The organism is Halorhodospira halochloris (genome assembly GCF_002356555.2).
Classification (GTDB): Bacteria; Pseudomonadota; Gammaproteobacteria; order Nitrococcales; family Halorhodospiraceae; genus Halorhodospira; species Halorhodospira halochloris.
Genome location: NZ_AP017372.2, coordinates 426,199 through 452,148, shown reverse-complemented (window position 1 = coordinate 452,148; position 25,950 = coordinate 426,199). Strand labels below are relative to the sequence as shown.

28 protein-coding genes and 2 pseudogenes are annotated in these 25,950 nt (G+C 55.8%); 28 read left to right on the top strand and 2 right to left on the bottom strand.

Translation table 11 applies throughout. The features are described from left to right. Together HH1059_RS02175 and HH1059_RS02170 are read left to right on the top strand one after the other, a co-directional pair. Positions 1-510: a toxin-antitoxin system HicB family antitoxin gene (locus HH1059_RS02175; protein ID WP_096407761.1), complete on the top strand. Its 510-nt coding sequence runs from the start codon at positions 1-3 to the stop codon at positions 508-510. Continuing rightward, positions 507-1,007 carry a hypothetical protein gene (locus HH1059_RS02170; RefSeq protein WP_096407758.1) on the top strand — a complete coding sequence of 167 codons (501 nt, stop codon included), beginning with the start codon at positions 507-509 and terminating at the stop codon, positions 1,005-1,007. Before HH1059_RS02175 ends, HH1059_RS02170 begins: the two co-directional genes overlap by 4 nt. Positions 1,008-1,287: 280 nt before the next feature. Here the strand turns inward: HH1059_RS02170 and tnpA are convergent, their stop codons facing one another. Then, the gene (tnpA, locus tag HH1059_RS02160; protein ID WP_276309273.1) at positions 1,288-1,656 is read right to left on the bottom strand and encodes an IS200/IS605 family transposase; all 369 of its coding nucleotides are present in this window, start codon (positions 1,654-1,656) and stop codon (positions 1,288-1,290) included. Between tnpA and HH1059_RS02155 the strand changes: the two genes are divergently transcribed. Both HH1059_RS02155 and HH1059_RS02150 read left to right on the top strand, forming a co-directional pair. Next, entirely contained in the window at positions 1,626-2,465 is an 840-nt protein-coding gene (locus HH1059_RS02155; RefSeq protein ID WP_276309283.1) for an RNA-guided endonuclease InsQ/TnpB family protein, read from the top strand. The genes tnpA and HH1059_RS02155 overlap by 31 nt on opposite strands. 39 nt (positions 2,466-2,504) lie before the next feature. Beyond that, positions 2,505-2,696: an addiction module protein gene (locus HH1059_RS02150; protein ID WP_096407753.1), complete on the top strand. Its 192-nt coding sequence runs from the start codon at positions 2,505-2,507 to the stop codon at positions 2,694-2,696. Positions 2,697-2,770: 74 nt separating this feature from the next. On the opposite strand, the gene HH1059_RS13725 is transcribed toward HH1059_RS02150, so the two are convergent. Next, positions 2,771-2,941, bottom strand: coding sequence for a hypothetical protein (locus tag HH1059_RS13725; protein WP_231901997.1), 171 nt, complete (start codon positions 2,939-2,941; stop codon positions 2,771-2,773). A 101-nt stretch (positions 2,942-3,042) separates the two neighbouring features. Here HH1059_RS13725 and HH1059_RS02140 point away from each other — a divergent pair, with 101 nt between their 5' ends. The 24 genes and pseudogenes from HH1059_RS02140 (at position 3,043) to HH1059_RS02015 (ending at position 25,870) form a co-directional block, all read left to right on the top strand. After that, positions 3,043-3,288 carry a DUF6364 family protein gene (locus tag HH1059_RS02140; RefSeq protein WP_096410293.1) on the top strand — a complete coding sequence of 82 codons (246 nt, stop codon included), beginning with the start codon at positions 3,043-3,045 and terminating at the stop codon, positions 3,286-3,288. Next, positions 3,285-3,371 (top strand): annotated as a pseudogene (locus HH1059_RS02135) (pilus assembly protein); the annotation flags it as partial. The gene HH1059_RS02140 and the pseudogene HH1059_RS02135, both read left to right, overlap by 4 nt. A gap of 76 nt (positions 3,372-3,447) precedes the next feature. Next, positions 3,448-4,598 (top strand): annotated as a pseudogene (locus HH1059_RS02130) (IS3 family transposase). Positions 4,599-5,048: 450 nt separating this feature from the next. Continuing rightward, complete coding sequence (locus HH1059_RS02120; protein WP_096407745.1) at positions 5,049-5,942, top strand: DUF4351 domain-containing protein; 894 nt, start codon at positions 5,049-5,051, stop codon at positions 5,940-5,942. A 188-nt stretch (positions 5,943-6,130) separates the two neighbouring features. Further along, positions 6,131-6,499 carry a MarR family EPS-associated transcriptional regulator gene (locus HH1059_RS02115; protein ID WP_096407743.1) on the top strand — a complete coding sequence of 123 codons (369 nt, stop codon included), beginning with the start codon at positions 6,131-6,133 and terminating at the stop codon, positions 6,497-6,499. 80 nt (positions 6,500-6,579) lie between these two features. Beyond that, positions 6,580-6,807, top strand: a complete 228-nt coding sequence (locus HH1059_RS02110; RefSeq protein ID WP_096407740.1) for a DUF433 domain-containing protein — start codon at positions 6,580-6,582, stop codon at positions 6,805-6,807. A gap of 341 nt (positions 6,808-7,148) precedes the next feature. Beyond that, a complete protein-coding gene (locus HH1059_RS02105; RefSeq protein ID WP_242469247.1) occupies positions 7,149-8,882 on the top strand; it encodes an ABC transporter ATP-binding protein in 1,734 nt (577 codons plus the stop codon). Positions 8,883-8,999: 117 nt separating this feature from the next. Continuing rightward, positions 9,000-9,764, top strand: coding sequence for an acylneuraminate cytidylyltransferase family protein (locus HH1059_RS02100; RefSeq protein ID WP_162549306.1), 765 nt, complete (start codon positions 9,000-9,002; stop codon positions 9,762-9,764). A 9-nt stretch (positions 9,765-9,773) separates the two neighbouring features. Beyond that, the gene (pgl, locus tag HH1059_RS02095) at positions 9,774-10,442 is read left to right on the top strand and encodes a 6-phosphogluconolactonase (RefSeq protein ID WP_096407733.1); all 669 of its coding nucleotides are present in this window, start codon (positions 9,774-9,776) and stop codon (positions 10,440-10,442) included. Between the two features lie 14 nt (positions 10,443-10,456). Further along, a complete protein-coding gene (locus HH1059_RS02090) occupies positions 10,457-11,392 on the top strand; it encodes a phosphoglycerate dehydrogenase (RefSeq protein ID WP_096407730.1) in 936 nt (311 codons plus the stop codon). Between the two features lie 11 nt (positions 11,393-11,403). Further along, positions 11,404-12,288 carry an NAD-dependent epimerase/dehydratase family protein gene (locus tag HH1059_RS02085; protein ID WP_096407728.1) on the top strand — a complete coding sequence of 295 codons (885 nt, stop codon included), beginning with the start codon at positions 11,404-11,406 and terminating at the stop codon, positions 12,286-12,288. Positions 12,289-12,308: 20 nt separating this feature from the next. Further along, complete coding sequence (locus tag HH1059_RS02080; protein WP_096407725.1) at positions 12,309-12,971, top strand: HAD family hydrolase; 663 nt, start codon at positions 12,309-12,311, stop codon at positions 12,969-12,971. A gap of 170 nt (positions 12,972-13,141) precedes the next feature. Further along, positions 13,142-13,789, top strand: coding sequence for a hypothetical protein (locus HH1059_RS02075; protein WP_096407723.1), 648 nt, complete (start codon positions 13,142-13,144; stop codon positions 13,787-13,789). 90 nt (positions 13,790-13,879) lie between these two features. Further along, a complete protein-coding gene (locus tag HH1059_RS13075) occupies positions 13,880-14,833 on the top strand; it encodes a hypothetical protein (RefSeq protein WP_162549305.1) in 954 nt (317 codons plus the stop codon). 462 nt (positions 14,834-15,295) lie between these two features. Beyond that, positions 15,296-16,039, top strand: a complete 744-nt coding sequence (locus HH1059_RS02060; protein ID WP_096407715.1) for a hypothetical protein — start codon at positions 15,296-15,298, stop codon at positions 16,037-16,039. Next, complete coding sequence (locus tag HH1059_RS02055; protein ID WP_096407712.1) at positions 16,036-16,803, top strand: hypothetical protein; 768 nt, start codon at positions 16,036-16,038, stop codon at positions 16,801-16,803. The genes HH1059_RS02060 and HH1059_RS02055 overlap by 4 nt, the downstream gene beginning before the upstream one ends. Continuing rightward, on the top strand, positions 16,698-17,981 hold the full coding sequence (locus HH1059_RS02050; protein ID WP_096407710.1) for a CapA family protein: 1,284 nt from the start codon (positions 16,698-16,700) through the stop codon (positions 17,979-17,981). Before HH1059_RS02055 ends, HH1059_RS02050 begins: the two co-directional genes overlap by 106 nt. After that, positions 17,974-18,606: a hypothetical protein gene (locus HH1059_RS13070; protein WP_162549303.1), complete on the top strand. Its 633-nt coding sequence runs from the start codon at positions 17,974-17,976 to the stop codon at positions 18,604-18,606. Before HH1059_RS02050 ends, HH1059_RS13070 begins: the two co-directional genes overlap by 8 nt. A 166-nt stretch (positions 18,607-18,772) precedes the next feature. After that, on the top strand, positions 18,773-20,029 hold the full coding sequence (locus tag HH1059_RS02040; RefSeq protein ID WP_096407705.1) for a phenylacetate--CoA ligase family protein: 1,257 nt from the start codon (positions 18,773-18,775) through the stop codon (positions 20,027-20,029). A gap of 9 nt (positions 20,030-20,038) precedes the next feature. Beyond that, positions 20,039-21,277: an asparagine synthase-related protein gene (locus tag HH1059_RS02035; RefSeq protein ID WP_096407702.1), complete on the top strand. Its 1,239-nt coding sequence runs from the start codon at positions 20,039-20,041 to the stop codon at positions 21,275-21,277. A gap of 17 nt (positions 21,278-21,294) precedes the next feature. Further along, entirely contained in the window at positions 21,295-22,344 is a 1,050-nt protein-coding gene (locus tag HH1059_RS02030; RefSeq protein WP_231901996.1) for a glycosyltransferase family 4 protein, read from the top strand. Positions 22,345-22,362: 18 nt separating this feature from the next. Then, positions 22,363-23,526 carry a glycosyltransferase gene (locus tag HH1059_RS02025; protein WP_109962852.1) on the top strand — a complete coding sequence of 388 codons (1,164 nt, stop codon included), beginning with the start codon at positions 22,363-22,365 and terminating at the stop codon, positions 23,524-23,526. A 319-nt stretch (positions 23,527-23,845) separates the two neighbouring features. Further along, positions 23,846-25,036: an O-antigen ligase family protein gene (locus HH1059_RS02020; protein WP_096407695.1), complete on the top strand. Its 1,191-nt coding sequence runs from the start codon at positions 23,846-23,848 to the stop codon at positions 25,034-25,036. Between the two features lie 96 nt (positions 25,037-25,132). Then, positions 25,133-25,870: a glycosyltransferase family A protein gene (locus HH1059_RS02015; protein ID WP_096407692.1), complete on the top strand. Its 738-nt coding sequence runs from the start codon at positions 25,133-25,135 to the stop codon at positions 25,868-25,870. Positions 25,871-25,950: the final 80 nt, after the last annotated feature.

Genomic DNA, 25,950 nt, shown 5'->3' with positions numbered 1-25,950 from the left:
ATGGATCCTCATGACTACAACATCACCGTACGGCAGGTGCATGAAGAGGATGGCCCGTGCTTTGAAGCCCGAGTGCGCGAGCTGCCGGACGTCGCGGAGTACGCTGATACGTTCCAGGAAGCCTACGAGCTCGCGATCGATACCATCGCGACGACGGCCGAAGCGCTCGCTGAACAGGGCAAGCGCATGCCGGCGCCCGCCATGGTGAACGACGAGTACAGTGGCCGCATCACCGTACGGGTACCACGCAACCTACACCGCGAACTGGCAGAGGCGGCCGAAAAGGAGAATGTGAGCCTGAACCAGCTCATCGCCGGTGCGCTTGGCGTTTACGTCGGCGTCCGTGGCGTGCTTACGCCGGCGGCTGCCTTCCTTCCTCAGTACACCGCCTTCAGCGATGAAAGCATTGCCGTTGCAGGGAATGCTCAACGCAGGCCCGGTACTCCGCAGCTCCGCGTTGTGCGGGATAACAACATGCAGATGGAGGCCGACTGGGGTAACACGGGATGACCGCTGATCAGGCACTGGAGCGTGCCAAGGCCGTCCTGAACATCCAGGATGTCTGGATGCATCAGTCATACGCATGGATGGCCAAGGATTTCGATCCGAAGTTTTCGGATGTCGAGCTCATCGGGGCCCAGCACAAGCACGTAGTGGCTCGAGCAACGTTTGCAGAAATCACGGACGGACAGCAGCACGCGCCCTACCTCTACCGCGTCTATATTGACCTCGGCATGCGCCTTGTCCAGGTCGAAGAAAACACGGATCCTGCTAATGAGGGGGGTGCGGATCGGCCTCATGTACTGGCGTCTGTCGAAGCGACTCTCGTAGCTGAATACCGTACAGCGGAAGATCCCGGGGAAGACGCACTCAACGCCTTTGCTGCTCGTAACGCGAGCTACCATGTGTGGCCTTTCTGGCGTGAGTACGTGGTCAGCCAGTGTGACCGCATGCGTTTGCCCCGAGTGATGATTCCGACCATGCATCTGAAGCACAGCGCCCAGTAGCATGGGGTTCCGCCCCACGCGCTCGAGGCCAGGGGTTGTAATCCAGCAGGCGCAGGACTTGGAGATTGCCCCGCCCCCACCGCGTGTGATGGAATCGTCGCTCACAAGCTGAACACCCTCGCCGTCCGCGCCGTGATCAGCCGCGGCTGGGTCAAGGCCCAGAACTTCTCCAATGCGCCGGATAAACGCCGCTACCTCTACCAAAACGCGCCGCAGTGCTCCGCCTATAGCCGCGCAGCGGCTTAGGGGGTGGTGAAGCGGCGCATGGCGCGCAGCGCCATTACTCTGGGGCTTCCTGTTGTTCGATGTACTGCTTCAAGACCGACAGCGGCGCACCACCGACGGTAATGATGCAGTAGCTGCGACTCCAGAATACCGGTTTGCGCCAATAGTACTGTTGAAGATGCTCCCCGAACTCCTTGCGGATGAGCCGGGAGGTCACCGTCTTTAGATTGTTGACGAAGGCGGAGGGGGCGGTGCGCGGCGTCAACTCCAAGAGCAGGTGCAGATGGTCGGGCTCGCCGTTGAACTCCAGCACCTCGCCTTCCCACTTTTCGGTCGTCGCCCGAGCGATTGCCTCTAAGCGGGAGAGCATCGGTTGGGTGATGCACGGGCGCCATTCGGGGTAAGCCCCGCACCCCTGGCACACCCAAGACCTGCGAGATCATCAAACGCGGTGATCGCTGGTATGCCAGCATTACGCTGAACTGCGAGCCGGTGCGAGAGTGTGGCGAGAAGATGGGCGGGCTCGACTGGGGCTTGGAGACCTTCGCCACTGTGGCGACCGCGCAAGGTGCCGAGACCATCGATAACCCCCGCCACCTTGCCGGCACCTTGGATGCCATCCGTGGCGTACAGCGCGAGATCTCCCGCAAGGAGGAGGCGGCCAAGAAGGCGTCGGGTAGGAGTCGGGGCTTCCCCATCTCCAACCGGTTGCGCAAGGCGTACGATGAGTTGCGCCGGCTGCACCGTAAGGTGGCCAATCAGCGCCACGACTTTCTCCATCAGGTCTCTGCCCGACTGATCAAAGAGTTCAGCGCTTTGGGCCTGGAGGCGCTGAGCATTCGGAACATGACCGCCAAAGGCGGTCAGCATAAGAGGGGCTTGAACCGCGGTATTCTTGATGCCGCTGGCGGGGCCTTCCATCAATTGCTCAAGCTCAAAGCGGAAGAAGCTGGTGCTTGGGCGGTGGAGGCCCCGACGCGGCAGATCAAGCCCTCACAGACCTGTCACGCCTGCGGGCAGCAGGAGAAGAAACCGCTCGGCCAGCGCTGGCACAGCTGCCCTTGCGGCGCGTCCTGTTCACGGGACGAGAACGCCGCTCGGGTGCTGTTGGCTTGGCTGGAGCGGAGTTTATCCGGTCGGGAACCGGCCGATGCGTGGAGGGAGGTCAGACCGGGTCATCCTTTGGATGAATCGGCACTCCCGTCGAAGCGCGAAACTCACGCCATAGCGTAAGCTTGGCGGGAGTAGTTCATAAGGCTGCCAATCAAAGACATGGGCACGGCCGAGAAGCTCCGCGCGCTTGAGGAACTCTGGGATAACCTCCTCAAGCAGCCCGATGCCATCCCGACTCCAGGCTGGCACGATGACGTGCTGGCCGAGCGCGAGGCGGGCGTGAGGCAGGGCGAAGCCCGGTTTGATGACTGGCGTAGTGTGCGTAAGCGACTTCGCGATCGCTTCAATTGAGAATTGAGGTTCTCGACGCCGCCGAGAACGATCTGATCGCGGCGGCAAACTTCCACGAGGCACAGCAGCCCGGTCTAGGGGCGTACTTCATCGACGCATTGTCTTCGGATATTGATGCCTTGCTGTTGCACGGCGGCGCTCATGAAAGGCGATACGGTTATAACCGTGCTCTCGCGAAACGGTTCCCCTACGCGATCTACCACAAACAGCGCCGCAAAGCCAGGGGGTCTCCAGCGAACGAGCAAGCGGTCAAGCCCATCCTGGGCATGCATGAACCTGTGCCGTACAATATCGTTGTCATTGCCATACACCCCGAAAGAGGGGGGGGGGGGGGGGGGATGCCCGCATGGAACAGGAAACCACCAAGGTGACGGTGCGCCTGCCCAAACAGGATGTGGAGTTCGCGAAGGCCTATGCCAAGGCCCACGGCATGAGCGTTACCGAGGTCATTGATCGCCATCTGCGTCGCCTTCGCGCGCTGGAGGGGCATGTGCCAAGTACCGAGTTGGAGGCCATTACCGACCTGATCCCCCCTGATGTGGATCCTGAGAAGGTTTATCACGACCACCTGCACCACAAGCACCAATCGTGATCATGCTCGACCTGAACGTCCTGCTGGACGTTCTGCAAAAGCGAGAGCGTCATTATCGCGTCTCGGCGGCTGTACTAGAAAAGGATTTCGCTGTTGTGGTCCAATGGTAACGGACACCTCCAATGAGATACGCTAATCTTGGAGAGGAGGTGTTCAAAGATGAAAAGCAAGTCACCCAAAAAGTATAGCCAGCAGTACAAGACAATGGCAGTTAACATGCATCGCGAACAGGGCTATACCAAGACAGAGGTAGCTCGTCGTTTAGATCTTACTCGCGGCATGATTTATCGATGGGAGAGGGAGTTATATCCTGAAGAGTTTCAGAATAACTCAACAAACCACGGGCAAGCCCGAAAACCCTCTGCAGAGCTTGAAGAGGAAAACCGTCGGCTGCGGGAAGAAAACCGTAAGCTGCAAGAAGAAAGGGCGATATTAAAAAAGGCGGCAGCCTTCTTCGCCAACGAGCAGAACTGAAGTATCAGTTTATAGAGGCGGAGAAGGCAAACCACTCGATTTCCTTGATGTGCCGAGTTTTAAAAGCTTCGAGGAGCGGTTATTACGATTGGCTAAAGAAAGACAAATTTGACGCTTACCGCCATGAGCTAATCGAGCTAGTCAAAGATTTGCATGAGAAGAAGCGTCAGCGGCTCGGGAGTCGGCGGATGTCCCAGGAGCTATGCAAACGCGGCTACCAAGTTGGGCGATACAAGGCTCGCAGATTAATGCGTGAAGCGGGCGTAGAGTGCCGCCAAAGAAGACGAGTTAAGGTAACAACGGATAGTAAGCATGGCTATAAATGTGCGCCAAACCTATTGCAGCAACAGTTTGAAACCAGGGAGCCAAATTGCGTTTGGGTTGCTGATATAACTGCAATTTGGACCCTTAGTGGATGGATATACTTGGCTGCAGTTATGGACCTTTACAATCGCCAAATTGTCGGCTGGGCTATAGCCAATAATATGCGTGTAGAATTAACTCTAGATGCTCTTGAAATGGCAATAGAACGCTGTAATCCGGAACCCGGACTGGTGCATCATTCAGATCGCGGCAGTCAATATGCATCCACCATTTATCAAGATAGGTTACGACAAGAAGGAATGATTGCCTCTATGAGCCGCAAGGGCAACTGCTGGGATAACGCGGTTATGGAGCGTTTCTTCGGCAGTCTCAAAAGTGAATGGACCGATCATTGTCGTTACCAGGGATTTCATGATGCCAGCAAAGACATAGCTCAATTTATTGAATGGGAATACAACGCTGGCCGCGGCCATACCAGCTTGGAGGGCTTGGCCCCGGCGGAAGTATGCTGAGGTACGCTGCTAAAATTGGTGTCCGAAATCATTTGACCAGAACACGCCGGATCGCCCGTACCCGTGCTGACACCGCAGGAATCCCTCCTGCGTTAAAGGCGGTTCGGACCGCTCAACAATCAGCAACTCGAACGTATCCGCTCTGCTGACGAGCAAACCCTGTGGACTTGGTCCGACCGCGTCTTCCAGGCCGACAGCGCCGATGAGGTCTTGGACAGCCAGAGCTGAGGCTCGACCCATCAGCAGATCGCGGCGAGTGGCAGCGCTTGCTGCACTCGCCCTGTTTGTGGTCTAATGAACGCTCACAATTTGAGCACCAATGTTGAGAGCGGGCCTTCTTAAGGCGACACCGTTCCGGCGGTAGCGTGCCCAAAGCCTTTGCTTACGCGTTTTTCAAGCGCTACCTCTCGAGTAAATGGGAGATGCCGTGGTGAATGATAGAAACACCCGATGAGCCAGCAGACCCCAGATTACGACCAGGACTTCAAGAACCTCATCGTCGACTACCCTCGTGAGGCGATCGCCTTTTTCGCCAATCAAGAAGCAGCGCATGTCGATGGCTCCGTACGCGTGCTCCCTATCCGTCAGGAACAGCTCAAGGAGCGGCTCCGTCACCACTACCGGGCACTCGACACCCCACTGCACATCGAATGGTCGAACGGCGAGCGCGAGGTGCTGGCGTTCGCCTTCGAGGAGGAGACCCGGAACGAACGCTTCGACATCCACCGGCTGATTCATTACTGCACCGACCTCTCGCAGATGCTCGGCACAACCCGGATCGTGCCAGTAGTCATCTTCCTCTCCGCACGCCCGGTGCCCACACGGCTGGAGCTTGCCGGGGATCAGCACACGTACCTGAGCTTCCAGTACCTTTATTGGCAGGCCGGAGCCGAGTCGTACCGGCAGCATTTGGACAGCAGCAACATCGTCGCCCGCCTGTGCCTGCCGTTGATGCACTGGGAAGGCACCGACGAAAAGCTCGAAGCCCGCGCCAGCGCGCTGCAGGGGCTCGAGACCCTGGAGCCCGACCCGAACAAGCGGCTCAAGTATGCGGATTTCGTCGACAACTACGCGCAGCTCGATGACAATGAACAGGAACTGTTCAGGCAGCGCTACCCCGAGGAGGAAGCCATCATGACCGGGATCGTAAGCCGCTCACGGCAGGAGGGCCGACTAGAGGGCGAGGCCAAGATGCTCGCACGACTGCTGGAAAGGCGGTTCGGACCGCTCAACAATCAGCAACTCGAACGTATCCGCTCGGCTGACGAGCAAACCCTGTGGGCTTGGTCCGACCGCGTCTTCCAAGCCGACAGCGCCGATGAGGTCTTGGACAGCCAGAGCTGAGGCTCGACCCATCAGCAGATCGCGGAGAGTGGCAGCGCTTGCTGCACTCGCCCTGTTTGTGGTCTAACGAACGCTCACAATTTGAGCGCCAATGTTGAACGGGCCTTCTTAAGGCGACACCGTTCCGGCGGTAGCGTGCCCAAACGCCCTACCCCGGCCCCCTACGCCCCTCACGGAAACGCCACCGCATGGATTCCGAAGAACTCCACCTGCAGGTTCTGCGCCTGCTGAATCAAAACCCCAACCTCAGCCAGCGCCAGATCGCCCGCGAGCTCGGGTTATCCGTCGGCAAGACCAACTACGCCGTGCGCGCCGTGATCAACAAAGGCTGGGTCAAGGCGCAGAACTTCTCCAACTCACCGAACAAGCGCCGCTACATCTACCAGCTTACCCCCGCTGGGGTTAGCGAGAAGGCGCAGCTGGCCTACCGCCACCTGCAGCGCAAGCGCGCCGAGCACGAGCGGCTGATGGCGGAGATCGAGGACCTGCGGGCCGAGGTCGAGGAGACCCAGGGAGAGGCGGAGCCGGCGGAGCGTCCGGCGGGACCGCAGAGCTGAAGTGCTCAGCACTGGCAGTGACGGCGCTACAGAGGGTGGTATTCACAAACACGGCTTCAAATTACCGGGCTAGGCATTCTATGAGCGAGCTTCACCGAATCACTTTCGATCCGGAACTATGCGGTGGGCGCCCATGCATTCGCGGCATGCGTGTGCGAGTGGCGGATATCCTCGACCTCCTGGCAGCCGGGGCAAGCCGTGACGAAATCCTCAAGGACTACCCGTATCTGGAGATGGAGGACATTACAGCGGTTCTCCAATTTGCCGCGCGTCGCACCGACCACCCGCTGGGAATATTCGCCGCTTAGTGATTTTTGCCTCTCAAGTCAGGCATTTATGGGCGCGCTGCAATCAATTCGCTTGTCTCTTGCGTAACCAATTTTGTCTCACTTTGCGGCTATAACTTGAGTCTGCCGACTGAACTAATGCAGCCCCTTACATGTGCCCCCTGCTGATCAAAATCAGTACCCAGCATAACCTATGAGCTGAGTCTACTCAGCAGCTAGGAATATCGAGGGCACGGAGCCGGAGAGCTGATTCTCACTCAGCCGCTTATAAATCAAACAACCGACACGGAATACTTTTGCTCAAGAAACTCCTCAGCCTGCTTTCTCGGCAGGAAAAGCGCCGCGGGGCGCTGGTTCTGTTCATGGTCATCATCATGGCCCTGCTCGAGACCATCGGCGTCGCCTCGGTGATGCCGTTTCTCAGTGTCCTCGGCAACCCCGAGGTAGTTGAGACCAACGACACCCTCGCCTGGCTCTACGAGGCCGGGGGTTTTCAGTCGATCGACACCTTCCTGATGGCCCTCGGCGCCGGCGCCTTCGCCCTGGTGGTCTTCGGTGCCGCCTTCCGCATGGTGACCACCTACGCCATGGCCCGCTGGGCCACCATGCGCGTCCACAGCTTCGCGGAGCGGCTGCTGGAGACATACCTGCGCCAGCCCTACGCCTACTTCTTAGATCGCCACAGCGGGGACCTATCGAAGACGATCCTCTCCGAGGCGCAGCAGGTGGTGAGTCAGGCGATCAAGCCGGGGCTCGAGGCATTCGCCTACGGCATCGTCATGATTTTCATCATCGGCCTTCTGATAGCCATTGACCCTGTTCTCGCTTTAACGGTCGCCGCTGTCTTGGGCGGCACCTACGGCCTGATCTACCTCGCCATCCGTGGCTATCTGGATCGCATCGGGCGAGACCGAGTGCGGGCCAACAAGCAGCGCTTCCAGGCTGCCGGTGAGGCCCTCGGCGGTATCAAGGACATCAAATTACTCGGCCGTGAGCGTGCCTACCTGTCGCGCTTTCGCGGGCCCTCGAGCCGCTTCGCCAAGCACCAGGCCACGAGCAAGGTCCTCTCGCAAGTGCCGCAGTATTTCATTGAGGCAGTAGCCTTTGGCGGCATGATCGCCCTCGTCTTGGTGCTGATGGCCCTGGAGGGCGGCGCCACATCTGGGGCACTGGGTAACATCCTGCCCCTGCTCGGCGTCTACGCCTTTGCCGGCATGCGCCTCAAAGGCGCGATGCAGAAGGTCTACAGAGGTATTGCCAAGCTGCGCTTCGGTGCCGCCGCTGTCGAGAATCTCTACAACGACCTGCACCGCCGCCAGGCGCTGGCCGAGATCCGCAAGCGCCCGCCGGCTCCGCTGGTCCCCCAGCAAGCGGTGGCGCTGGAGAACGTCCACTACACCTACCCCAACGCTCCAGCCCCGGCGCTGCAGGGCATGGACCTGCACATCCCGGTGGGCAGCTCCGTCGGGCTCGTGGGCAGCACCGGCGCCGGCAAGACCACGCTGGTGGACGTGATCCTCGGGTTGCTGCGCCCCACCGAAGGGGCGATCACGGTGGACGGCGAGCCGGTGACGGACGCCAACCTGCGTGCCTGGCAGCAGGTGCTGGGGTACGTGCCGCAGGAGATCTTCCTCACCGACGCGTCGGTGGCCGAGAACATCGCCCTGGGCGTGCCGCCGGAGCGCATCGACCACGAGCAGGTGGAGCGCTGCGCACGCATGGCGCAGCTCCACGAGTTCGTTGTCCACGAGATGCCGCAGCAGTACGAGACCGTCGTCGGTGAGCGTGGCGTCCGCTTGTCGGGCGGCCAACGCCAGCGCATCGGCATCGCCCGCGCCCTTTACCACGACCCCAGCGTGCTGGTCTTCGACGAGGCCACCAGTGCGCTGGACAACGTCACCGAGAAGGCCGTGATGGAAGCCATCGACGCCCTCCACCACCAGAAGACAATCATCCTCATCGCCCACCGGCTGAGCACCGTGTGCAACTGCGATCAGGTGGTGCTGCTGGAGAAGGGGCAGATCACGGCTGCCGGCGGCTTCGAGGAGCTGCAGGGGCGGAGTGAGCGGTTTCGGGCGATGGCCCTGTCGCGTTAACGACCCTCACCGGCACCGGTCACCCCGATTTTGCGAGACCAACACAGACTATCTCAAACTCCCTATTCGGACATTCTGGGGCACACCCTCTGATTGTCGTTTTAGAGGCTTATATCGTTGAACATCGTCATACTCACCGCAAAAGGCGGAAACCAAACCCTCTCCAACAAAAACCTTGTGCCCGTATGCGGCACCCCCACAATGGTTTGGCCGCTAACTGCCGCTATGGAATCCAAAACAATTGACCACGTTTTCGTGACCACCGAGGACACAAACATCTCCTCCGTGGCACATGATTACGGCGCGACCATCATCGAACGCCCCGACACACTTGCGCAGCCAGATTCGAACCATGGAGACGTGATCCTCCACGCGGCTAAACAGGCATCACGACTCACGCCGGATACGATCGACACCATCACCATCCTACTTGGTAATACAGTCATGGTCACCTCGGACGACATTGACCGCGCCGTAAAGACCTGTCTGAATGACCCAAGCGCCGACGGCGCTATGACTGTCTGGAAAGCCCAAGATGACCATCCACTCCGCGCATTAACAATCGGGGACGCGGGATACCTCGAATCATATTTCCAAGACGCCACTCCGGATACAAATCGACAGAGTTATCCCAATGTCTTTTTCTATGATCAGGGTCCCTGGACCGTGCGCATGGAAAGCCTTCTGCGCTCGGAGAAGACCAAAGAAGGTCCCGGACCGTGGTGGTGGATGGGGGAAAAGGTAATTCCCCTTGAGCGCCTGTGGGTAACGGGGCGCGACACCCACTCAGCGTTTGACCTTGAAATCGCCGAATGGTGGTTAGAACATTATCGTTTAGCAGGCCGGCGCAATCCGTACTCCGTCGACGAAAATACCAGCTGACCAACATGCATGTTTGATTTTCAATGCACGTCCGCGCCAGTTGCTACTGCCGTTTCCACAATCATTTCTTTATCGCAATCGTCCATTGCTGATAGCGGGACCTTCAATATCGTCGTCCCGGGCGGAACGACACCTTTGCCCATTTTCCAGGCGTTAGCGCCCCTCGACCTTGATTGGCCACGCTGGCGAGTGTACTTTTCAGATGAGCGCTGCCTTCCACGAGACCATCCCGACCGCAATGACAAGGCCGCGATCGATATTTGGTTACGACATGTGCCCATCGGGTACATATTCTCGCTACCGGCCGAGCATGGGCCGGTAGAAGGTGCGGATCAAGCCCACCACATGCTAAGCAGAGATCAGCCGATCTTCGATCTTGTTTTGCTCGGTGTTGGGGCGGACGGACACGTCGCTAGTCTCTTCCCTGGTCGACCGTATGGATCCCAGTCCGATTCACCCTTTGCATTAGCAATCACCAACGCCCCAAAACCCCCACCGGAAAGGGTGTCATTAAGCGCGAGGTGCCTGTCCGCGACCAGGCACATGGTCCTCATCATCACTGGACGCGAAAAATTATTTATACTTGATGACTTACGGGGTAATAAAGACTGCCCGGCGAACTCAATAACCGCCAGAGAGAGCGCTACGGTTATCTACCCGGCACCGACTGTCATCTAAACTGAAGACCCTTTATGGAAAAAACAATCCTGATAACTACCTCAAGCTTCGACGTCGCTGCCAGTTCCGAGCTCAACCAGCTTGAGCACGCTGGCTTTACTATTCGTACCAACCCCCACCGAAGACGCCTTTCCGAGGAAGAAGCACAGGGGCTGCTAACACCCGATGTTGTCGCCCTCATCGCCGGCACCGAGCCTTTAACCGCTGAGGTTTTAAAAAGCGCGTCAGGCCTCCGAACGATCGTTCGGTGCGGCGCCGGCGTTGATAACGTAGACATCGAAGCCACAAAACAACTAGGAATTGAGCTTAGAAACACTCCAGCGGCGCCGTCTCAAGCCGTCGCGGAATTGACTATCGCTCACATGATGTCGGCTTTGCGTAATATCGTCTCCTCCGATCGAGACCTTCGCAGCAATAGTTGGACGAGACTAATGGGGAACCTGTTTGGCGAGCAAACTGTTGGCGTGATCGGCTACGGGCGAATCGGCCAACGTGTTGCAACCCTGGCATCTAATTTGGGGGCGGATATCATCGCTTACGATCCGCACCTGATAGAGCGTCCCTCCGAAGTACCCTGGGCCGACAACCTCGACGACTTGATAAAAAAATCAGACGTCATTACATTGCACATACCCTACAATGAACATACTCATCACATAATCAACGCTGACATTATCAGCAGGATGAGGCCAAACGCCCTCCTAATTAACGTCTCGCGCGGCGGCTTGATCAATGAAACCGACCTTTACAACGCGCTTACCGAGGGCCGCTTGCGAGGAGCTGCCCTCGATTGCTTCGAGGCCGAGCCGTATGCCGGCCCACTCCTTAGTCTCGATTCCATACAGGCGACCCCGCATATTGGCTCCTACGCCAAAGAAGCACGGGCGCGGATGGAGCAGGACGCCGCGGCCCAAACATACGCATCTTTAACGCGGATGGGGCTAACTTAAAGAGGATGCCGATGCGTTTAGTAGTCTTCGGAGCAGCCGGCTTTTTAGGGTCACATGTTGCTGATCAGCTTTCGGAAGAAGGCCATACGGTCGTCTTGTACGATAAGCGACCCTCGCCGTATAGACGGCCCGACCAAGAGGAATGGCTGGGCGATATTCTCGACCAAGACCAGGTCGAGCTCGCGACTTCCGGTTGTGACGTTATTTACAACTTCGCTGCACTTGCCGACCTCAATGCGGCAATGACCGCTCCAGTCGACACTGTCCAGAAAAATATATTAGGGAATTGCATCGTTCTCGAAGCTGCGCGCAAGAACAAAGTGCGCCGATACATTTATGCGAGCACCGTTTATGTCAACAGCCGGCATGGCGGCTTTTATCGTTGTAGCAAGCAAGCTGCCGAGCAATACGTCGAACAATACCAATCTAGTTATGACCTCGATTTCACCATCTTGCGCTACGGCTCATTGTACGGACCACGATCAGACTCCACGAACGGGCTTTATCGTATTGTGGCTAATGCTCTTAAAGAGGGCACTGTTCGATATCACGGCAGCCCCGGAGCAATGCGGGAGTACATCCACGTCGAGGACGCTGCCCGTGCGAGCGTAGAGGCTCTGGGTGAAAGTTTCCGTAATCAGAGTTTTGTTTTAACGGGCCAAGAACCGATGAGCGTCCTTGATATGCACAAGATGCTTGCAGAGGTACTCGGCCTTCCGTGTGAACTTAACGCCACCCCTGATCACGAGCAAGGCCATTATGTCCGAACACCGTACGCTTATCAGCCGCGCCGCGGGTTCAAATACATACCCCCTCAGCATGTCGATTTAGGTCAAGGACTCGTTGAGCTCGCGCACGAGGTTGCGACTAAAGAAAGACTTAACGATGACCCTTAATTTGAAAATAGTAGAATCCAATGACTGCGATCGACATTACAGCTTTTAATACACTTATCTTCGACTGCGACGGGGTCATCCTCGACTCGAACCCCATCAAGACCGAGGCCTTTTACCAGGCGGCCGTGCCCTACGGCGAACAAGCTGCGCGTGCCTTGCGCAAGTACCACGTCCTAAACGGCGGAATCTCTCGCTACCACAAGTTCGACTGGTTCCTGACCGAGGTGGTTGGGCAGCCCGAGCCGGATCCAGAGGATCGCCAGGCCCTGCTTAACGCGTACGCCAAGAACGTCTGGGACGGTATGCTGAGCTGCGAGGTCGATGAGGCCATCTTCGAGCTGCGCAAGCAGACGCCTTACGCGCGCTGGATGGTTGCTTCCGGATCCGACGAGCAGGAGCTTCGGAAGATCTTCCGGCTGCGCGGGCTGGATCAGCTGTTTGATGCCGGGATTTACGGAAGCCCAAGAAATAAAGTGCAGATTTTTGCAGAGTTTGCAGAGAAGAACAGCCACTTCCGGCCGGCTATCTTCTTTGGCGATAGCCGTTATGACGCCCATGCGGCAGCAAGTGCTGGCTTAACCTTCATTTTTGTCCAACACTGGAGCGACAGCGAGCCCGCACCATATGAGGAACACATAAATTCCTGCAGGGACCTTACTTTGGAATCTTCGCCTCATAAATAGCAGTCTTTTTGAACCGACGCCCCATATTCTGGTCCAAATGCGAATCCACTTGGCGTTCTTGGGACAACTTTCTCCTGCCGATAAGCTCCTCGTTTAGTATCACTGATACATACCCCGTGGAGGACTTTATGATGAGCTTCTTTTCTGGTCTTATTTAAACAAGGATCACTATGCTATTTATATCTTTGCCTAAAGCTGCAGCCGGGGCCTTTACCAATACGTTAGCTGTTGCCCACCGCGTCCAGAGGACCACCACTTGGTCAAGTTTTGCAACTGCACCTAGTAATTATAAAGAGCTTTCATTGATACACAAGTCATGTCGAGATTACAGCACCGACTTCTTAGATGAGCTCACTGGGGGGGAGCTGCGTCACCTACACATCCCACCCACTGAGAATAATGTGAACTTATTACGAAAAACAAAAAAATGCGTCATTACCAGAAACTTTAAAGATGTGCCTGGCGCCTATTTTCGAGAAACCAGGCACCACTTCCGAAAAAAACCTACCGTTTTTTACGGAGCCCAAACTGAGCATGATTTTTATCTGGCGGCCGAAAAAAGCGGCCTGTTAGAAGAGTTACAAAGCTTTGTGCATGGATGGCAAAGTGCTTGCGATGAAAACACGCTTATTATCGACCATTCTGATATCGTTTCAGATAGATTTCAGGATCTTTTAGAAACAACTGAAGACCATTTTCGCCTCGAGCCTAGCGGCACGATGAAACTGCGTTCCGCGCGCAACACAAGAGAAACCGGAATAATAAAGCCTATTCGCAAAAATGCTCGCCGATTAGCCAGATTTCTTAACAAGATCTGATATTCAGCCTAGCTGCACACATCTTACCCCCCACGCAAAAAAATTTGGGGCTGAGAAAAATGTTTATAAAACCCGTTTTCTTGTAACAAAATGTCGCGTGCATCTAACTTGTCTGTTCTTGTTTTTATCGAGGGAATGAGTTGCTCAGGCTCAGCCGCGGTATCGGACTTCCTGCTCGATAGTGCAAGTGTTACATCAACTGGAAGAAACTCAGTTCGAGTAGCTAGGACATCTTATGGCCTGAACGACCTATATAAAAACACAACCTCTAGAACCAAATTTCAAAAGGCGCTTACAGACTTCTACCATATCAACGTTGTTGGCGCGCCTTGGAAGCCGACACAAGGACTAAACATAAAAAGCACATTGAAAAGATTGGCGAAGGTGTCTAACGCCTCTAACCTTTCTGTTGGCGAACCCCACAAAGCACAAAAAATAAGAAAATCAAAAAACGGTACCCACGCTTTGAAGGCTTATGCAGATTTTTGTGAGAGCACACTTTCGCATGACGACATAGCTACAGGGTTTGAGGCCTCAATAAGGAGCTTTGTTGTTTCATACTTGATGGCCAGCGCAACCAAAACGTGCGACTCCAAAGTTATAGCTACGAGAAATTTTTTCAGGTTACCTCGAATAAACAAGCAGCTGCTGCCTTTTTTAAAACCTTATCGGTATTACGCAGTCGTACGTGACCCCCGAGCCCAATTTCATTCTCTGCTCTCTCAAGGTCGAGTTGCTAATGCGATGGATTTTATTAAACTATACAAGGCCGCTATTTATGCCTACCACAAAAACATTAGAATTGGACACATTGAAAACTCATCAACCAGGAAAATCACTTTCGAGGATTTTGTGCTTTCACATCGATTGCGAGACAGCTTGTTGGAAGACCTCGGAATTGACAAGCATACGGTAGAACCGAAAAATTTCATAGCATCGGAGTCTGCGAGAAACATTGACATGTTTAAAACTGCGCTCAACCTAGATGACATCTGGAAAATCGAAAAAGAACTCTCCGCCTACATATATTCAGGGTGCGCATAAATGCCAGGGCGGATCAAGTGGAACTAGATTGGCGTAGCGCCGGAGCCACTGGATAATCATAAATTTGCAGCGCACACGAACCAAAGCCAAGGCGCATCCGTTCTAGCCGGAGTGTACCTCTTCTACAGCTTCATGGGCCTAGCTAATGCAGTTTGCCGCCCTACATAAATACTCGAAGACGCGTCGGACCTTGCGCGAAAGCGTGTTAATCGTCGATGGCACAAAATCTTCTTTGCTTTGATCAAGCCAACTGCGAACCGACGCAAGCGGGTGATGGGTTCTATACTATGACCGGTGCGGATGGTGCAGCGACCCTCATCCTAGTTGCGGTCGAGATTCTATTGATGGGACTTGACAACCCAGTGGTCACTCTCTGCTGCGGACAAGCCCCTGCTCGCCGCGATCATACCTGATACACGCCCGTGGAGGAATTCGTGATGAGCCATGAATTTGAGGTAGCTGATGAAAAGAATAGAGTTCATTGGAGTTGCAGGAACGGGCAAGAGCTCTATCATCACCTTGGTCGATTTTGACTCATCTCTTTGTGTCAAGTACGACGAAATGCGAAATTTTCTCATTGAGAGACAAATAAAAAATCCCGACCGTTGGTATCTCAAGGCTCTAGCGAAGTTTGGTAATGAAAGAGCCTGCAGCGTTGTTTCTCGGTATGTCATTAAAAAAAAGAAGACTTCTTTTCTAGATTCCTATCATGCTCTTGAACGTTTGACGATATCTCGGTTTCCCAACCTTAAGCCTTCAAACATCAAATCTAACGCCTTTTTCAAACATTTCTTTTGGCTTCTCCAAGCTGAGGAGGCACGCGTCGAGCATTTGCCTGTGCTTGATGAGGGGCTGCTTGGAGCTGTAGAGAATGATGCCAATACGATAAAAGAATTGAGTCAGTCACTTCTTGGACTAGTACACGTTGACACAGATGCGCATACCCTCAGAACGTCACTTCTTGGAAGAATGAAAGAAGGAAACAAGAAGGGTCCCAAAAACTTACCCTCTCTACCAGAAAACGAGGCCGTCGATATCCTGGAAAAGGCTTTGGAAAAGAACCGGCGGAAAGCGAGATTGACTGAGACTTTTGGTGTCCCGACGTTAACCGTAAACTATCATAAAGAGCCGAGGCGCACTGTTAACCGTGTTGAAGAGTTTATCTCAACTGTTGCCCATAAGCATACTATTAGGAGCATTTATTGAAACGACTGGACATCCTTGGCGTTGCGGGGAGCGGCAAAACTACACTGGCAAGAATAAGCACGGAAAGCGGAAAAGTGCGTAGCCAAAGCGCTGCAGCAGCCCGTGGTGCGTTGCGTGCGATTAATATAAATAATTCCTTTAGTTTTAAGCGCCGCATCATGGCTTGCATTCCTTGCTGTCGCCAGCCGCTCCTCCGTAATGCTATTCAGGCAGGCGAGAAAAACGCCTTTGCCCGCTTCGCCGAACAACACGACGCCTTCCTCGCAACCGTCCACGAAAGCTTCGCTCTCTCCGGCCGCAGCCAGTACCGCCGCGCCGAGGGCTATTACCATTTCCTCCGCACCGTCCGCCGGATCGCCTTTCTTGAGGAGTGGCTGGAAGACGAGACGGTCCTGTTCGACGAGTCGCTCAGCCAGAAGGTCTACGCCGTGATGCCGTGGGATCGGGGCAACGAAGCCCACGCGCGCCGGTACTTCGAGCACATGCCGTTGCCGACGGCGCTCATCCACCTCGACGCCGACGCCGCCCAGGTGGTGCGCCAGCTCCGCGAACGCGAGCGCGCCACCGGCAAGCTCATCCCCGGCCATCGCGGGTTGAGTGACGATGAGCTGATGACCACCACCGATACCTGTCTGCACTTTGCCCGTATCGGTGCCGAATGCCTGCAGGCGCGGGGTTGCCTCGTGCTGTCGCTAACGGCCTCGGAGCCGCCGGAACAGAACGCGCGGCGTGTGACCGAGTTCATCCAGGGAGTCGCCCCATGAAACTGCTCTTTCTCGGTGACTGGTGTCTGCCCGAGAGGTCGGCAGCCCCAAGGCTCGAACATGACGCCCTGGCGGGCGCCATCGATCAGGCCGACGCCGTCGTCATCAACTACGAAGGCCCGCAGGCATCGCCGGACGCCGCGCCCATCGCCAAGGTGGGACCGCACCTGGCGCAGTCGTCGCACGGCCCGGAAGCCATCGCTGCGCTGGGTGTCACCCATGCCAGCCTGGCCAACAACCACGCCCTCGACGGCGGACGCACGGGGTTGAGTGCCACCGTCTCGGCGCTGGAAGGACAGCGTGTCGCCCCTTTCGGCTTCGAGGGTATGCCATGGGGCGAGCGACGTGTGACGCGCCTGGGTGAGCCGAACGCCGGCGGTGTTTCTATGGTGGCCGGGGCCGAGCGGGAGTTCACCGCCGACGGCGATGTTCGGGCAGCGAGTCTCGACCCCATCAGCCTGCACCGGTCCATACAGGGGGAGCGTGATGCCGGGTATACGGTGATCGCGGTTCTCCACGGTGGGATTGAATACGAGCATTTGCCGCCACCCCACCTTCAGCGCCTCGCCCGCTGGTTGATCGATTGCGGTGCCGCCACCGTGATTACCCACCATCCGCATGTGCCTGGTTTCGTCGAGCACTGGCAGGGGCGGCCCATCGCCTGGTCACTGGGCGACCTCTGGATGCCGCGCAGTGGCCCGTTGCCGTCACCCTGGCGCGGGCGGGGTTACGGTGTGCTGGTCGATGTCGACAGCCCCGGACAGGCCCAGGTCGAAGCGGTCATGCCCTATGCCCTGGACTACTCCAGCGGTGCGTTGCGGGGCCTGAACACGGAAGAAGCCGAGGCGTTTGACGCCATGCAGGCGCGGAATCGAGGCATCGCCGAGGACCCCGAGTCATATCGGCAATGGTGGGCGTCGCTGGTCGGGCGGAGGGCGAACACCTACCAACGCAAGTATTCGCTAGCGCCTCTGCCTCAGTGGCTCTGGCGGCGATGGCTCGGGCTTGGGTGGTTGCTCAGACGGCGGCTTGCTCGCAAGCCGAATTGGGCACTGCGCCAACTCAATGGGTTACGATGCGAGACTCATCACGAGGTTTGGAAAGAGTCCCTTAAGAAAGCGTTGTTTCCTGATCAAAGGGAGCCCAAGGCTAGAACTATGAGGCTGTTTGATGAATAAATCGTTCTTTAATGCCGGCCCTTGTCCCAGCAGTACGTTGCTGAAATCATGGAAAAGATTTGGCGCTTTTTTAGTTCGTGATATCTGGCAAACAATAAAACACAAAAAACCTCCCATGAGTTGTGAGCCATTGTTAGTTCCTTTAGATAAAATAAAGACCGTAGATCGGGTTAGATGGAGAGATCACCTCGGGAAAAGAACTGTAAGCGGAAAGGTGGTAGAGCTGTGGTCTGTTCCGGATGATGAGTTATATAATTTAACTGAAGATCCTTTGGTTGCGGCATTTTGCGAAAGATGGAACGGAGAGCAGGAAAATACATCTTTTTTTGATGACTACCAAGAGCATCGGCTAACCAGGTTGGATTCTCTTTTTGAAAGTGTGAAAGTGAGTGGAAGGTTGAGTTTTCAGTCTGAGTTAAACCCTTGGTGGTGGTTTAGGGAATACGATGGCATACGCATAAACTTCGGTCCCGAGGGCCAGATGGTCCATGTGGATGGGGGGCGTCATAGGCTTGCAGCCGCAGTCTGTTTGGGGTTGGAATTTATCCCGGCTATGCCAGGGATTGTCCATGTGAACTCGCTTGAGTTGTATCGGCGTTACAAAGTTAATAAAAAGAGTGGATAGCTGGGCACTCTTATAAATTGTTTGGGATGCGTTATTCATGAATAATGCCCTTTTCTGGGTTGAGACATTCTCCCTTTTGTGCTATCGACTTGTCCAGCAGTTGTTTCTTCTCTCTCGATGTCGCTCCGACGACCGATTCTCGCATGAAGGTCAGCCGTGGAGTGATATGAAACAAGAGCAGAATCGCATCCTCTATGACCTTTTTAAGGATACCGCAAACCGCTTCCCGTTCTGGAACGAGCGCATGCGCGCCTGCGGCTTGCTAGATGCGAAAGGTCGCATTGATCTGGACCGCTTCAGCGCCCTGCCACTACTGGAACGCTCAGAATTGGTTGAGCGCCGTGACGAACTGGCGGATGAGGATTATCCCGACGAGACCTGGTGGGACCAGACCGGTGGCTCCACCGGCGAGCCGGTCCGCATACTCAAGAATCGCGCTTCCAAACAGGCCATGCTCCAGGCCAAGGCCCAGATGCACCGTTGGGCGGGCCATCGCCCCGGTATGCCGGTGCTGGAGCTCTGGGGCGCGGAGCGCGACATCCTGGAGCAGCGCCACCGCCCCCCGTATTGGGAGTGGCCGTTACGCCAGCGCCTGCGCTGCAACAAGCTGGTGCAGAACGCCTTCCGCATGGGTGAGGCGCAGATGCGCCAGTATCTGGCCGAGTGGCATTGGTTCCGGCCCCGCACGGTCCTCGCCTATGCCCACTCCATCCACGAGCTGGCCCGCTTCGCGGAGCGCGAGGGCGTCGAGGTCTACCGGCCCCAGGCAATCATCACCTCGGCCGGCACCCTGACCGAAGAGATGCGCGCCGACATCCGCCGGGTCTTCGGCGCGCCGGTGTTCAACCGCTACGGCAGCCGCGAGTTCGGCAACATGGCCATGAGCTGCGAGCAGGAGGATGGGCTCCACGTCATCCCGACGGCGACGATGATCGAGATCCTGCGCCCGGATGGCTCACCGACAGAGCCGGACGAGCTGGGGGAGATCGTGGTCACCTCGCTGACCGCCCGCGCCATGCCGATGATCCGGTATCGGATCGGGGACACGGGTGTCTGGGCGGAAGACGCGTGTCCTTGCGGTCGGCCGTTTCCTTTGATCAAGCAGGTTACTGGGCGAGTGAGTGATCAATTCATTGCCCAGGATGGGTCGTATGTGCATGGCGAGTACTTCACGCACATGGTCTGGGCGATGCCGACCATCCGCAAGTTCCAGGTCGTCCAGGAAAGTCTGTCCCGGGTGCGGTTCCGGCTGGTGCTCGAAGGCAGGGAACCTTATGACGTGCCGGTAGAAGAGGCGCGCCTGACGGAGGAGACCCGCAAGGCGCTGGGGGCCGATTGCGAGGTGCTGTTCGAGTACCCGTCCGAAATCGAGCCCAATGCCACTGGCAAGCACCGCTTCACCATCTCCCACGTCCACCCATAAGGTCGACCAGTGACCCCGGAACAACAAAACCCACTCGACTGGCTCCCCTATCTGCACTTCGGCTACCTGCCGCCCCGGGAGTCCGTATTACCCTTTGAGCCGCCGGACAAGCTCGTGACGCTCCCCGCTGACCTGAACAGCGCCGCCAGCCAGGCCGGCGATGTGCTTAGCCGCGCTGTCCACGCGTCTATCACGCCGGGCAGGACGCACTACATCCCGTTGTCGGGCGGCCTGGACAGCCGCGCGCTGCTCGCCGCCGCCATGGAAGCGGGGGCCGAGATCGAGACCCTGACCTTTGGCATGCCCGGGACCATGGACTACGAGTACGGCAACCGTGTCGCCCGGGCCGTGGGTTGTCGCCACCAGAGCCTGGACCTGCACGATCACCTGCCCGACACCGCCGCGCTGGTGGATGCCGTCCGCAACGGGGGGCAGTGGACCTATACCTTCGACGCCTATTTCAATCGGTTGCTGACGCGTCAGATGGGGAGTGAGCCTATCGTCCTTCATGGTTTCGTCGGTGATCCCGTGGCCGGATCGCACTACAACCCGAACGTGCCCGATGACGGGCGGGCCGTGAAGGCTTTTGTGGATTCACAGCAGTACACCCGGGTCCTACCGCTGACCCGGCCGGAGGATGAACCGGCAACGTGGCTCCCGGCCATCGATGCGATCCCGGAGGTTCCGGGGCTGACAGCGTATGAACGACTGGACTTCTGCATTCGTCAGGTCGGTGCCATCCGGCCCATCGTGATCGACCCGGCGACAGATGTCCGCACGCCCTTCACGCACCCGGAGTGGCTCGCGCTGATGTTCTCCGCCCGTGCCCAGTGGCGGCAAGAATGCAGGCTCTACAAGGGCGCCCTGCTCAAGCGGTGGCCCGATTTTTTCAAGCTGCCGACCAAGAACCACTTTGGCTTGGGGCTCGGCACGCCAGCGTTCACCCGCAAACTGCACACTTTGTCACGCCGGGTCTCCGGGCGTATTAGCCGAGCCCTCGGTCAGGAGTCGTGGTTGCTACGCAGCCGCCACAACTACATCGATTTCGCCCGCGCCTTCCGCGAGCCCGGAACCTTGCGGGAGCTGGCCCGCGAGAACCTGGCCGACCTGGAGGCGCGTGGTGTGGTGCCCTGGCTGGCGCCAACGCAATTTTTGGTAGACCACATCAATGGCGGCAAGAATTATGAGCGCGAGTTGCAGTTGCTTATCGGACTGGAAATCAACCTGAAAGCCGCCGCATGCGAGTAACCATTATCAATCGGCACATGAGCCAGAACGTGGGTGGCAGCGAGATCCAGTGCGACCTATTGGCGCGCGGTCTGGTGGAGCGGGGCCATGCCGTGACCTATGTGGCCCCGGTGAAGCAGTCCATCGATGTCGCCACGCCTTATGGGCTTCGGCCTGTCCAGGAACCGAGCAAGATCCTCGGTGCCGTCCTGGAAAGCCAACCAGAGGTGGTGTACTGGCGGTACAACCTCAATCACTTCCGTGCTGTGGCCAAGGGTTTGGGACGAGCGGGTATCCCGATGGTGTTCGCGGTGTCCCACATCAACGATGTCATGCCGTGGGTGTGGCACCGCCCCAGCAAAGGGGTCGTCCCCAAGCTGCGCCAGTTGGTGCGCCGGCGCTGGAACCGTGGCGGTTTTCGCCACGTGCACGCCCTGACCACCAATAATCGGGATCAGCTCGGCTTGTCGCCGGTGGCCGACGCCCACTACGTCCCCAACGGCATGAGCGCGGAGGCCGAGCCTTTCGAGTGGCCCCGCCCCTATGTTGCCTGGGTCGCGAACATCAAGCCGGCCAAGCGGCCCGAGCTGTTTGTCGAGGCCGCCCGGGCCCTGGCCGACCACGGCATCGACGCGCTGATGGTTGGCCACATCCAATCTGATGACTATGGGTGGTTGACCGACCCGGACTATGTCCCGCCCAACTTCCACTACCTGGGCCCGCGCACTCCGACCGAGGTCAACGGCCTGCTGGCCGGAAGCCGCCTCCATGTCCATACCTGCCAGCCGGAGGGCTTCCCCAACGTATTCATCCAGGCGTGGATGCAGGGGCGGCCATCCGTAAGCCTTGAGTTCGATCCTTGTGGGTACATCGTCGAGGAGGGGTTGGGGGCCGTTGCCGATGGTGAGGTGGATACGTTTGTCGGGCAGGTGGCCGATTGGGCGACGCGGCCTGACCATTGTAATGCGGTAGGGCAGCGCGCCCGCGCTTTTGCACGCGATACCTTCTCGGTCGATGCCATGGTGCAGCGGGTGGAGCGAATCCTTGCCAGCGTGGCGCCCGCGCACTCGAACAGCCGAGACCGATAGACTAAGGAGTGGACTGCGTTGCGTATTGCCTACCTCTCGCGCGCCTGCGTACCCTCGCGCTCCGCCAACAGCATCCATGTGATGAAGATGTGCCAAGCGCTCGGAACAGCAGGGCACGATACAACACTATACGCTACTTACCCAAAAAAGATCGAGCCTGATCAACCACAGGATCCCTTCATTTATTATGGGGTCGAGCGCACGTTTTCGATAAATTACACGACATTGTCTACGCACCCGGGCGGATCATACTATTATGCATTCGTAAGCGCTTATAAGGCTTTACGCTCAAAACCTACTCTCGTTTATGGTCGCAACCCACTTGGCTGCCTATTTTCTGCATTAAGGGGTTATCCAACCGCGCTCGAGCTCCATATGCCTAACGAGCAGGGCAGGCCACTTGTTGCTTTTGCGCTTGGATTACTATTCCGCCTGCCGGCTTTTAAAGCGCTCATCGTTATAACCGACACCTTACGAAAACATTATGAGTCAGCTTGGCCCTTCTTGAAAGACCATATAATCGTTGCTCCTGACGGTGCCGACCCCATCGACCCTAATTTGGAACCCGTGAGCCTGACCTTTAAAGGTGAACGCCCCCAAATCGCTTACGTCGGCCACCTGTACCACGGCAAAGGCGCGGAGCTTGTCGCTGAAGTTGCCGAGCTTGTCCCAGAGTTTGACTTCCACATAGTTGGCGGCACGGAATGCGACCTCGAACGCTGGAGACGAGACAAGAACCTCCCCTCAAATCTCAAACTACATGGCTATATTCCGCATAAAGATGTACCCACATATCTGCTTGCTTTCGATACTCTACTGCTCCCGAACCAGCCTTGTGTACACATCGGCGGCGGATCCACAGACATTGGTGAGTGGACGTCGCCATTGAAGCTCTTTGAATACATGGCCTCCGGCCGCCCAATCATCTGCTCTGACGTCCCCGTGCTTCAAGACATTGCCCACCACAACGTAAACATGCTTGTTTGTCGCCATGACCGAGCGGAGGACTGGGCAGAGGCCCTCCGCTACTTGGCGGACCACCCCGAGGTAGGAAGCCGGCTGGCCGCTGAGGCTCAAAGCGAGCTCATAAATGTCTATTCCTGGCAGGCGCGGGCCAGAACGTTAATTATGAAGATCGCGCACAACTTTCAGTCATCGCCGCTGGCTAAGGCCGAGGGCTGATTACCGTAAGACCTGACCTCTTAGGCGAATCTCTCGACCTATTTAGGGTATAACGCGAAAAGGGCTCCTGCCGCTACATACGCTGTCTCATTCTTTAGGTTATTTGCCTCACTCTCGGCGCTCCGGCATTCCGTTCAGCGTCCACTCGACGACCCACCAACCAGGCAACGAGCCTTGCTTATTTGTTTTGAAAAACCGCTCCTCACGCGGGGGCTAAAACAACGCATCTCGCACGCATTACGACACGACCTGCCCGTCATGCAATCTGGCTGACCATGGCTTTTGGGGCCTTCACGACGCATTCCTTCGAGCGCCACAAATGTCGCCAACCTTTTTTTCACACGCATTGTTAAAACAAAGCAGTACAGCTCTCGCTGTGTGCGCCACACTAAACATACCCAGTATTAAACTCTTCTATAACAGCGAAGCAGTAAACATAGCGGCATTATGCCTCCTCGCTTTTGCTGCCCTCACCTCTTTATACAAAAAGAATATAAAACACGATGCGGCAGTCGTCCTCTTTTTCTATTTCCTCTTTACTATTTTTTCCTTTGCGTCCATTATCTGGGGACGCGACCACTACACTTTAACACTACTAGTTCAGCTTTTTTTAACCTGTTTCACCCCCCTACTAACCATATTTCTAGACATTGACCGCCGATGCTCTACTTTTATTGTTTTCTTACTGGTTTCATGGGGGGCACTAATTGCACTTTATTATCTTATCTTTGGCTTTGAACGAGGTCACTACTTACATGTTTCCCTACCTATTGGTGTCGCTCTTTCAGCAGCATTAACAGGGCTCATAACCACTCATTCCCTTTTTGCAAGACTCGTTTTCTCGCTTCTCTCAACCCTTTTCCTTGTGGCCTTGTTTTATACCCTATCGCGAAGCGGACTAATTTTGCCATTTTTGTCGTTAGCCTTCGTAGCCTTTCTTTATGCTTTTGCGCAAAAAAGGCTTGTAAAAAGCACACTACAACTTTTTCTAACGGCTGCCGGCTTAACTTTTATTACACTGCTTCTCCTCAATCACGGAATAACGATTACCCAATTAGAACGACTAGAACGAGGCTTCCAAGCCATTGAGGACGAACCCAGGCTGCAGATATACTCGTTCTGGCTCAATGAATTTTGGGAAGCCCCACTACTTGGACAAGGCCTCGGGATTTCACGATATCACGAGTTTTATCCACACAACCTGTTTCTCGATGTTGCCGTCTCTACTGGACTAATTGGGCTTTTCTTTTTTATACTATTTATTTTATTATCAGTATATTTAATTGGCGTCCGCGCCTTCCATCATAATCCCTCAGCCATTCATTATATGCTCCTCGCTTCTACACTGACCATCTTTCTGCAGTGGCAAACGTCACACGACATAACAACCGCTTACATACCGATCATTGCACTAATTGTAGCTATGAAAGCTTTCATGGCAACATCTAGGCAGTACAGCTTAGACTCCGCCTGCGGTGTCAAGTACCCCATGCAGGCTCAAGATAACTGAGATGTGCGTACGGAAATGCTAATAACCAGCTAAAGGACCTCTTTTGCAGCAGATAACACCTCATCGCTCGAAACCTTTATTCACAGGTCGCATAAAATGGAAAAACAAGAGAAAAGCTGCGCGCTGTCAATAATATTGACCTACTATAACAATCCTATTACACTTCAGCGCCACTATCATAATTTTTTAGCATGTGATAACGAAATACTGCAAAAAATTGAAATCATAATTATAGATGATGGGTCGCAGGAACTCGCCCCTCAACCCCCACAGACCCTAAAAGCAAAAACCAACGTCACAATTTACCGCATAAAATACGATAAACCATGGAACCAACACGCTGCGAGAAATATCGGCGCTTATGAAGCGAATGGCGCGACGCTACTTTTGACAGATATTGACCACCTAATACCCTGCGAAACCATCCATGAAGTTTTAAAAAACCCGCCGAAAGAGGATGTTTTTTATAGTTTTCCTCGCAAAAAAGGAGTCGACGACGTACACCCCCACGTAAACACATTTTCTATGCAAAGGAGTTTGTACTGGAACGTAGGCGGATATGATGAGCGACTAACAGGCTGGCATGGGACAGACATTTATTTTCGTAGGCTTTTGCACAAGAGGGCAAAACAGAACTTTCTAGAAAATCCTATTGTAGGCGTGAGCGCCGATTCTTGCGACGATTCTCGTACGCCGTTAACGCGTGGAAGCGACTTAAACCTCCTGGTCAAGCTTTTCCGTCGCGCGCACAAGGAAATAACTTATTATTTTTTTACCAAAAACCCCCTGATTGGACCAAAAACGTTGCGTAGCTGTTACTACAAGGTTTTATAGTTTCCAGACGATGCTTTAGGATATCTTATCCCCGTGATCATGCTCTCCGCGTCTCCGCATCCAGATATCGCCCTTAAGTT

Excerpts from the sequence above, each read along its gene's own strand:
- HH1059_RS02075 (WP_096407723.1), top strand. The coding sequence starts at position 13,142 with ATGCTATTTATATCTTTGCCTAAAGCTGCAGCCGGGGCCTTTACCAAT.
- HH1059_RS02050 (WP_096407710.1), top strand. The coding sequence starts at position 16,698 with ATGCCTGCAGGCGCGGGGTTGCCTCGTGCTGTCGCTAACGGCCTCGGA.
- HH1059_RS02105 (WP_242469247.1), top strand. The coding sequence starts at position 7,149 with ATGGTCATCATCATGGCCCTGCTCGAGACCATCGGCGTCGCCTCGGTG.
- HH1059_RS02080 (WP_096407725.1), top strand. The coding sequence starts at position 12,309 with ATGACTGCGATCGACATTACAGCTTTTAATACACTTATCTTCGACTGC.
- HH1059_RS02120 (WP_096407745.1), top strand. The coding sequence starts at position 5,049 with ATGAGCCAGCAGACCCCAGATTACGACCAGGACTTCAAGAACCTCATC.
- HH1059_RS02110 (WP_096407740.1), top strand. The coding sequence starts at position 6,580 with ATGAGCGAGCTTCACCGAATCACTTTCGATCCGGAACTATGCGGTGGG.
- pgl (WP_096407733.1), top strand. The coding sequence starts at position 9,774 with ATGTTTGATTTTCAATGCACGTCCGCGCCAGTTGCTACTGCCGTTTCC.
- HH1059_RS13070 (WP_162549303.1), top strand. The coding sequence starts at position 17,974 with ATGAATAAATCGTTCTTTAATGCCGGCCCTTGTCCCAGCAGTACGTTG.
- HH1059_RS02085 (WP_096407728.1), top strand. The coding sequence starts at position 11,404 with ATGCGTTTAGTAGTCTTCGGAGCAGCCGGCTTTTTAGGGTCACATGTT.
- HH1059_RS02150 (WP_096407753.1), top strand. The coding sequence starts at position 2,505 with ATGGGCACGGCCGAGAAGCTCCGCGCGCTTGAGGAACTCTGGGATAAC.
- HH1059_RS02060 (WP_096407715.1), top strand. The coding sequence starts at position 15,296 with ATGAAAAGAATAGAGTTCATTGGAGTTGCAGGAACGGGCAAGAGCTCT.
- HH1059_RS02140 (WP_096410293.1), top strand. The coding sequence starts at position 3,043 with ATGGAACAGGAAACCACCAAGGTGACGGTGCGCCTGCCCAAACAGGAT.
- HH1059_RS02170 (WP_096407758.1), top strand. The coding sequence starts at position 507 with ATGACCGCTGATCAGGCACTGGAGCGTGCCAAGGCCGTCCTGAACATC.
- HH1059_RS13075 (WP_162549305.1), top strand. The coding sequence starts at position 13,880 with ATGTCGCGTGCATCTAACTTGTCTGTTCTTGTTTTTATCGAGGGAATG.
- HH1059_RS02020 (WP_096407695.1), top strand. The coding sequence starts at position 23,846 with ATGTCGCCAACCTTTTTTTCACACGCATTGTTAAAACAAAGCAGTACA.
- HH1059_RS02115 (WP_096407743.1), top strand. The coding sequence starts at position 6,131 with ATGGATTCCGAAGAACTCCACCTGCAGGTTCTGCGCCTGCTGAATCAA.
- HH1059_RS02175 (WP_096407761.1), top strand. The coding sequence starts at position 1 with ATGGATCCTCATGACTACAACATCACCGTACGGCAGGTGCATGAAGAG.
- HH1059_RS02030 (WP_231901996.1), top strand. The coding sequence starts at position 21,295 with ATGAGCCAGAACGTGGGTGGCAGCGAGATCCAGTGCGACCTATTGGCG.
- HH1059_RS02090 (WP_096407730.1), top strand. The coding sequence starts at position 10,457 with ATGGAAAAAACAATCCTGATAACTACCTCAAGCTTCGACGTCGCTGCC.
- HH1059_RS02040 (WP_096407705.1), top strand. The coding sequence starts at position 18,773 with ATGAAACAAGAGCAGAATCGCATCCTCTATGACCTTTTTAAGGATACC.
- HH1059_RS02015 (WP_096407692.1), top strand. The coding sequence starts at position 25,133 with ATGGAAAAACAAGAGAAAAGCTGCGCGCTGTCAATAATATTGACCTAC.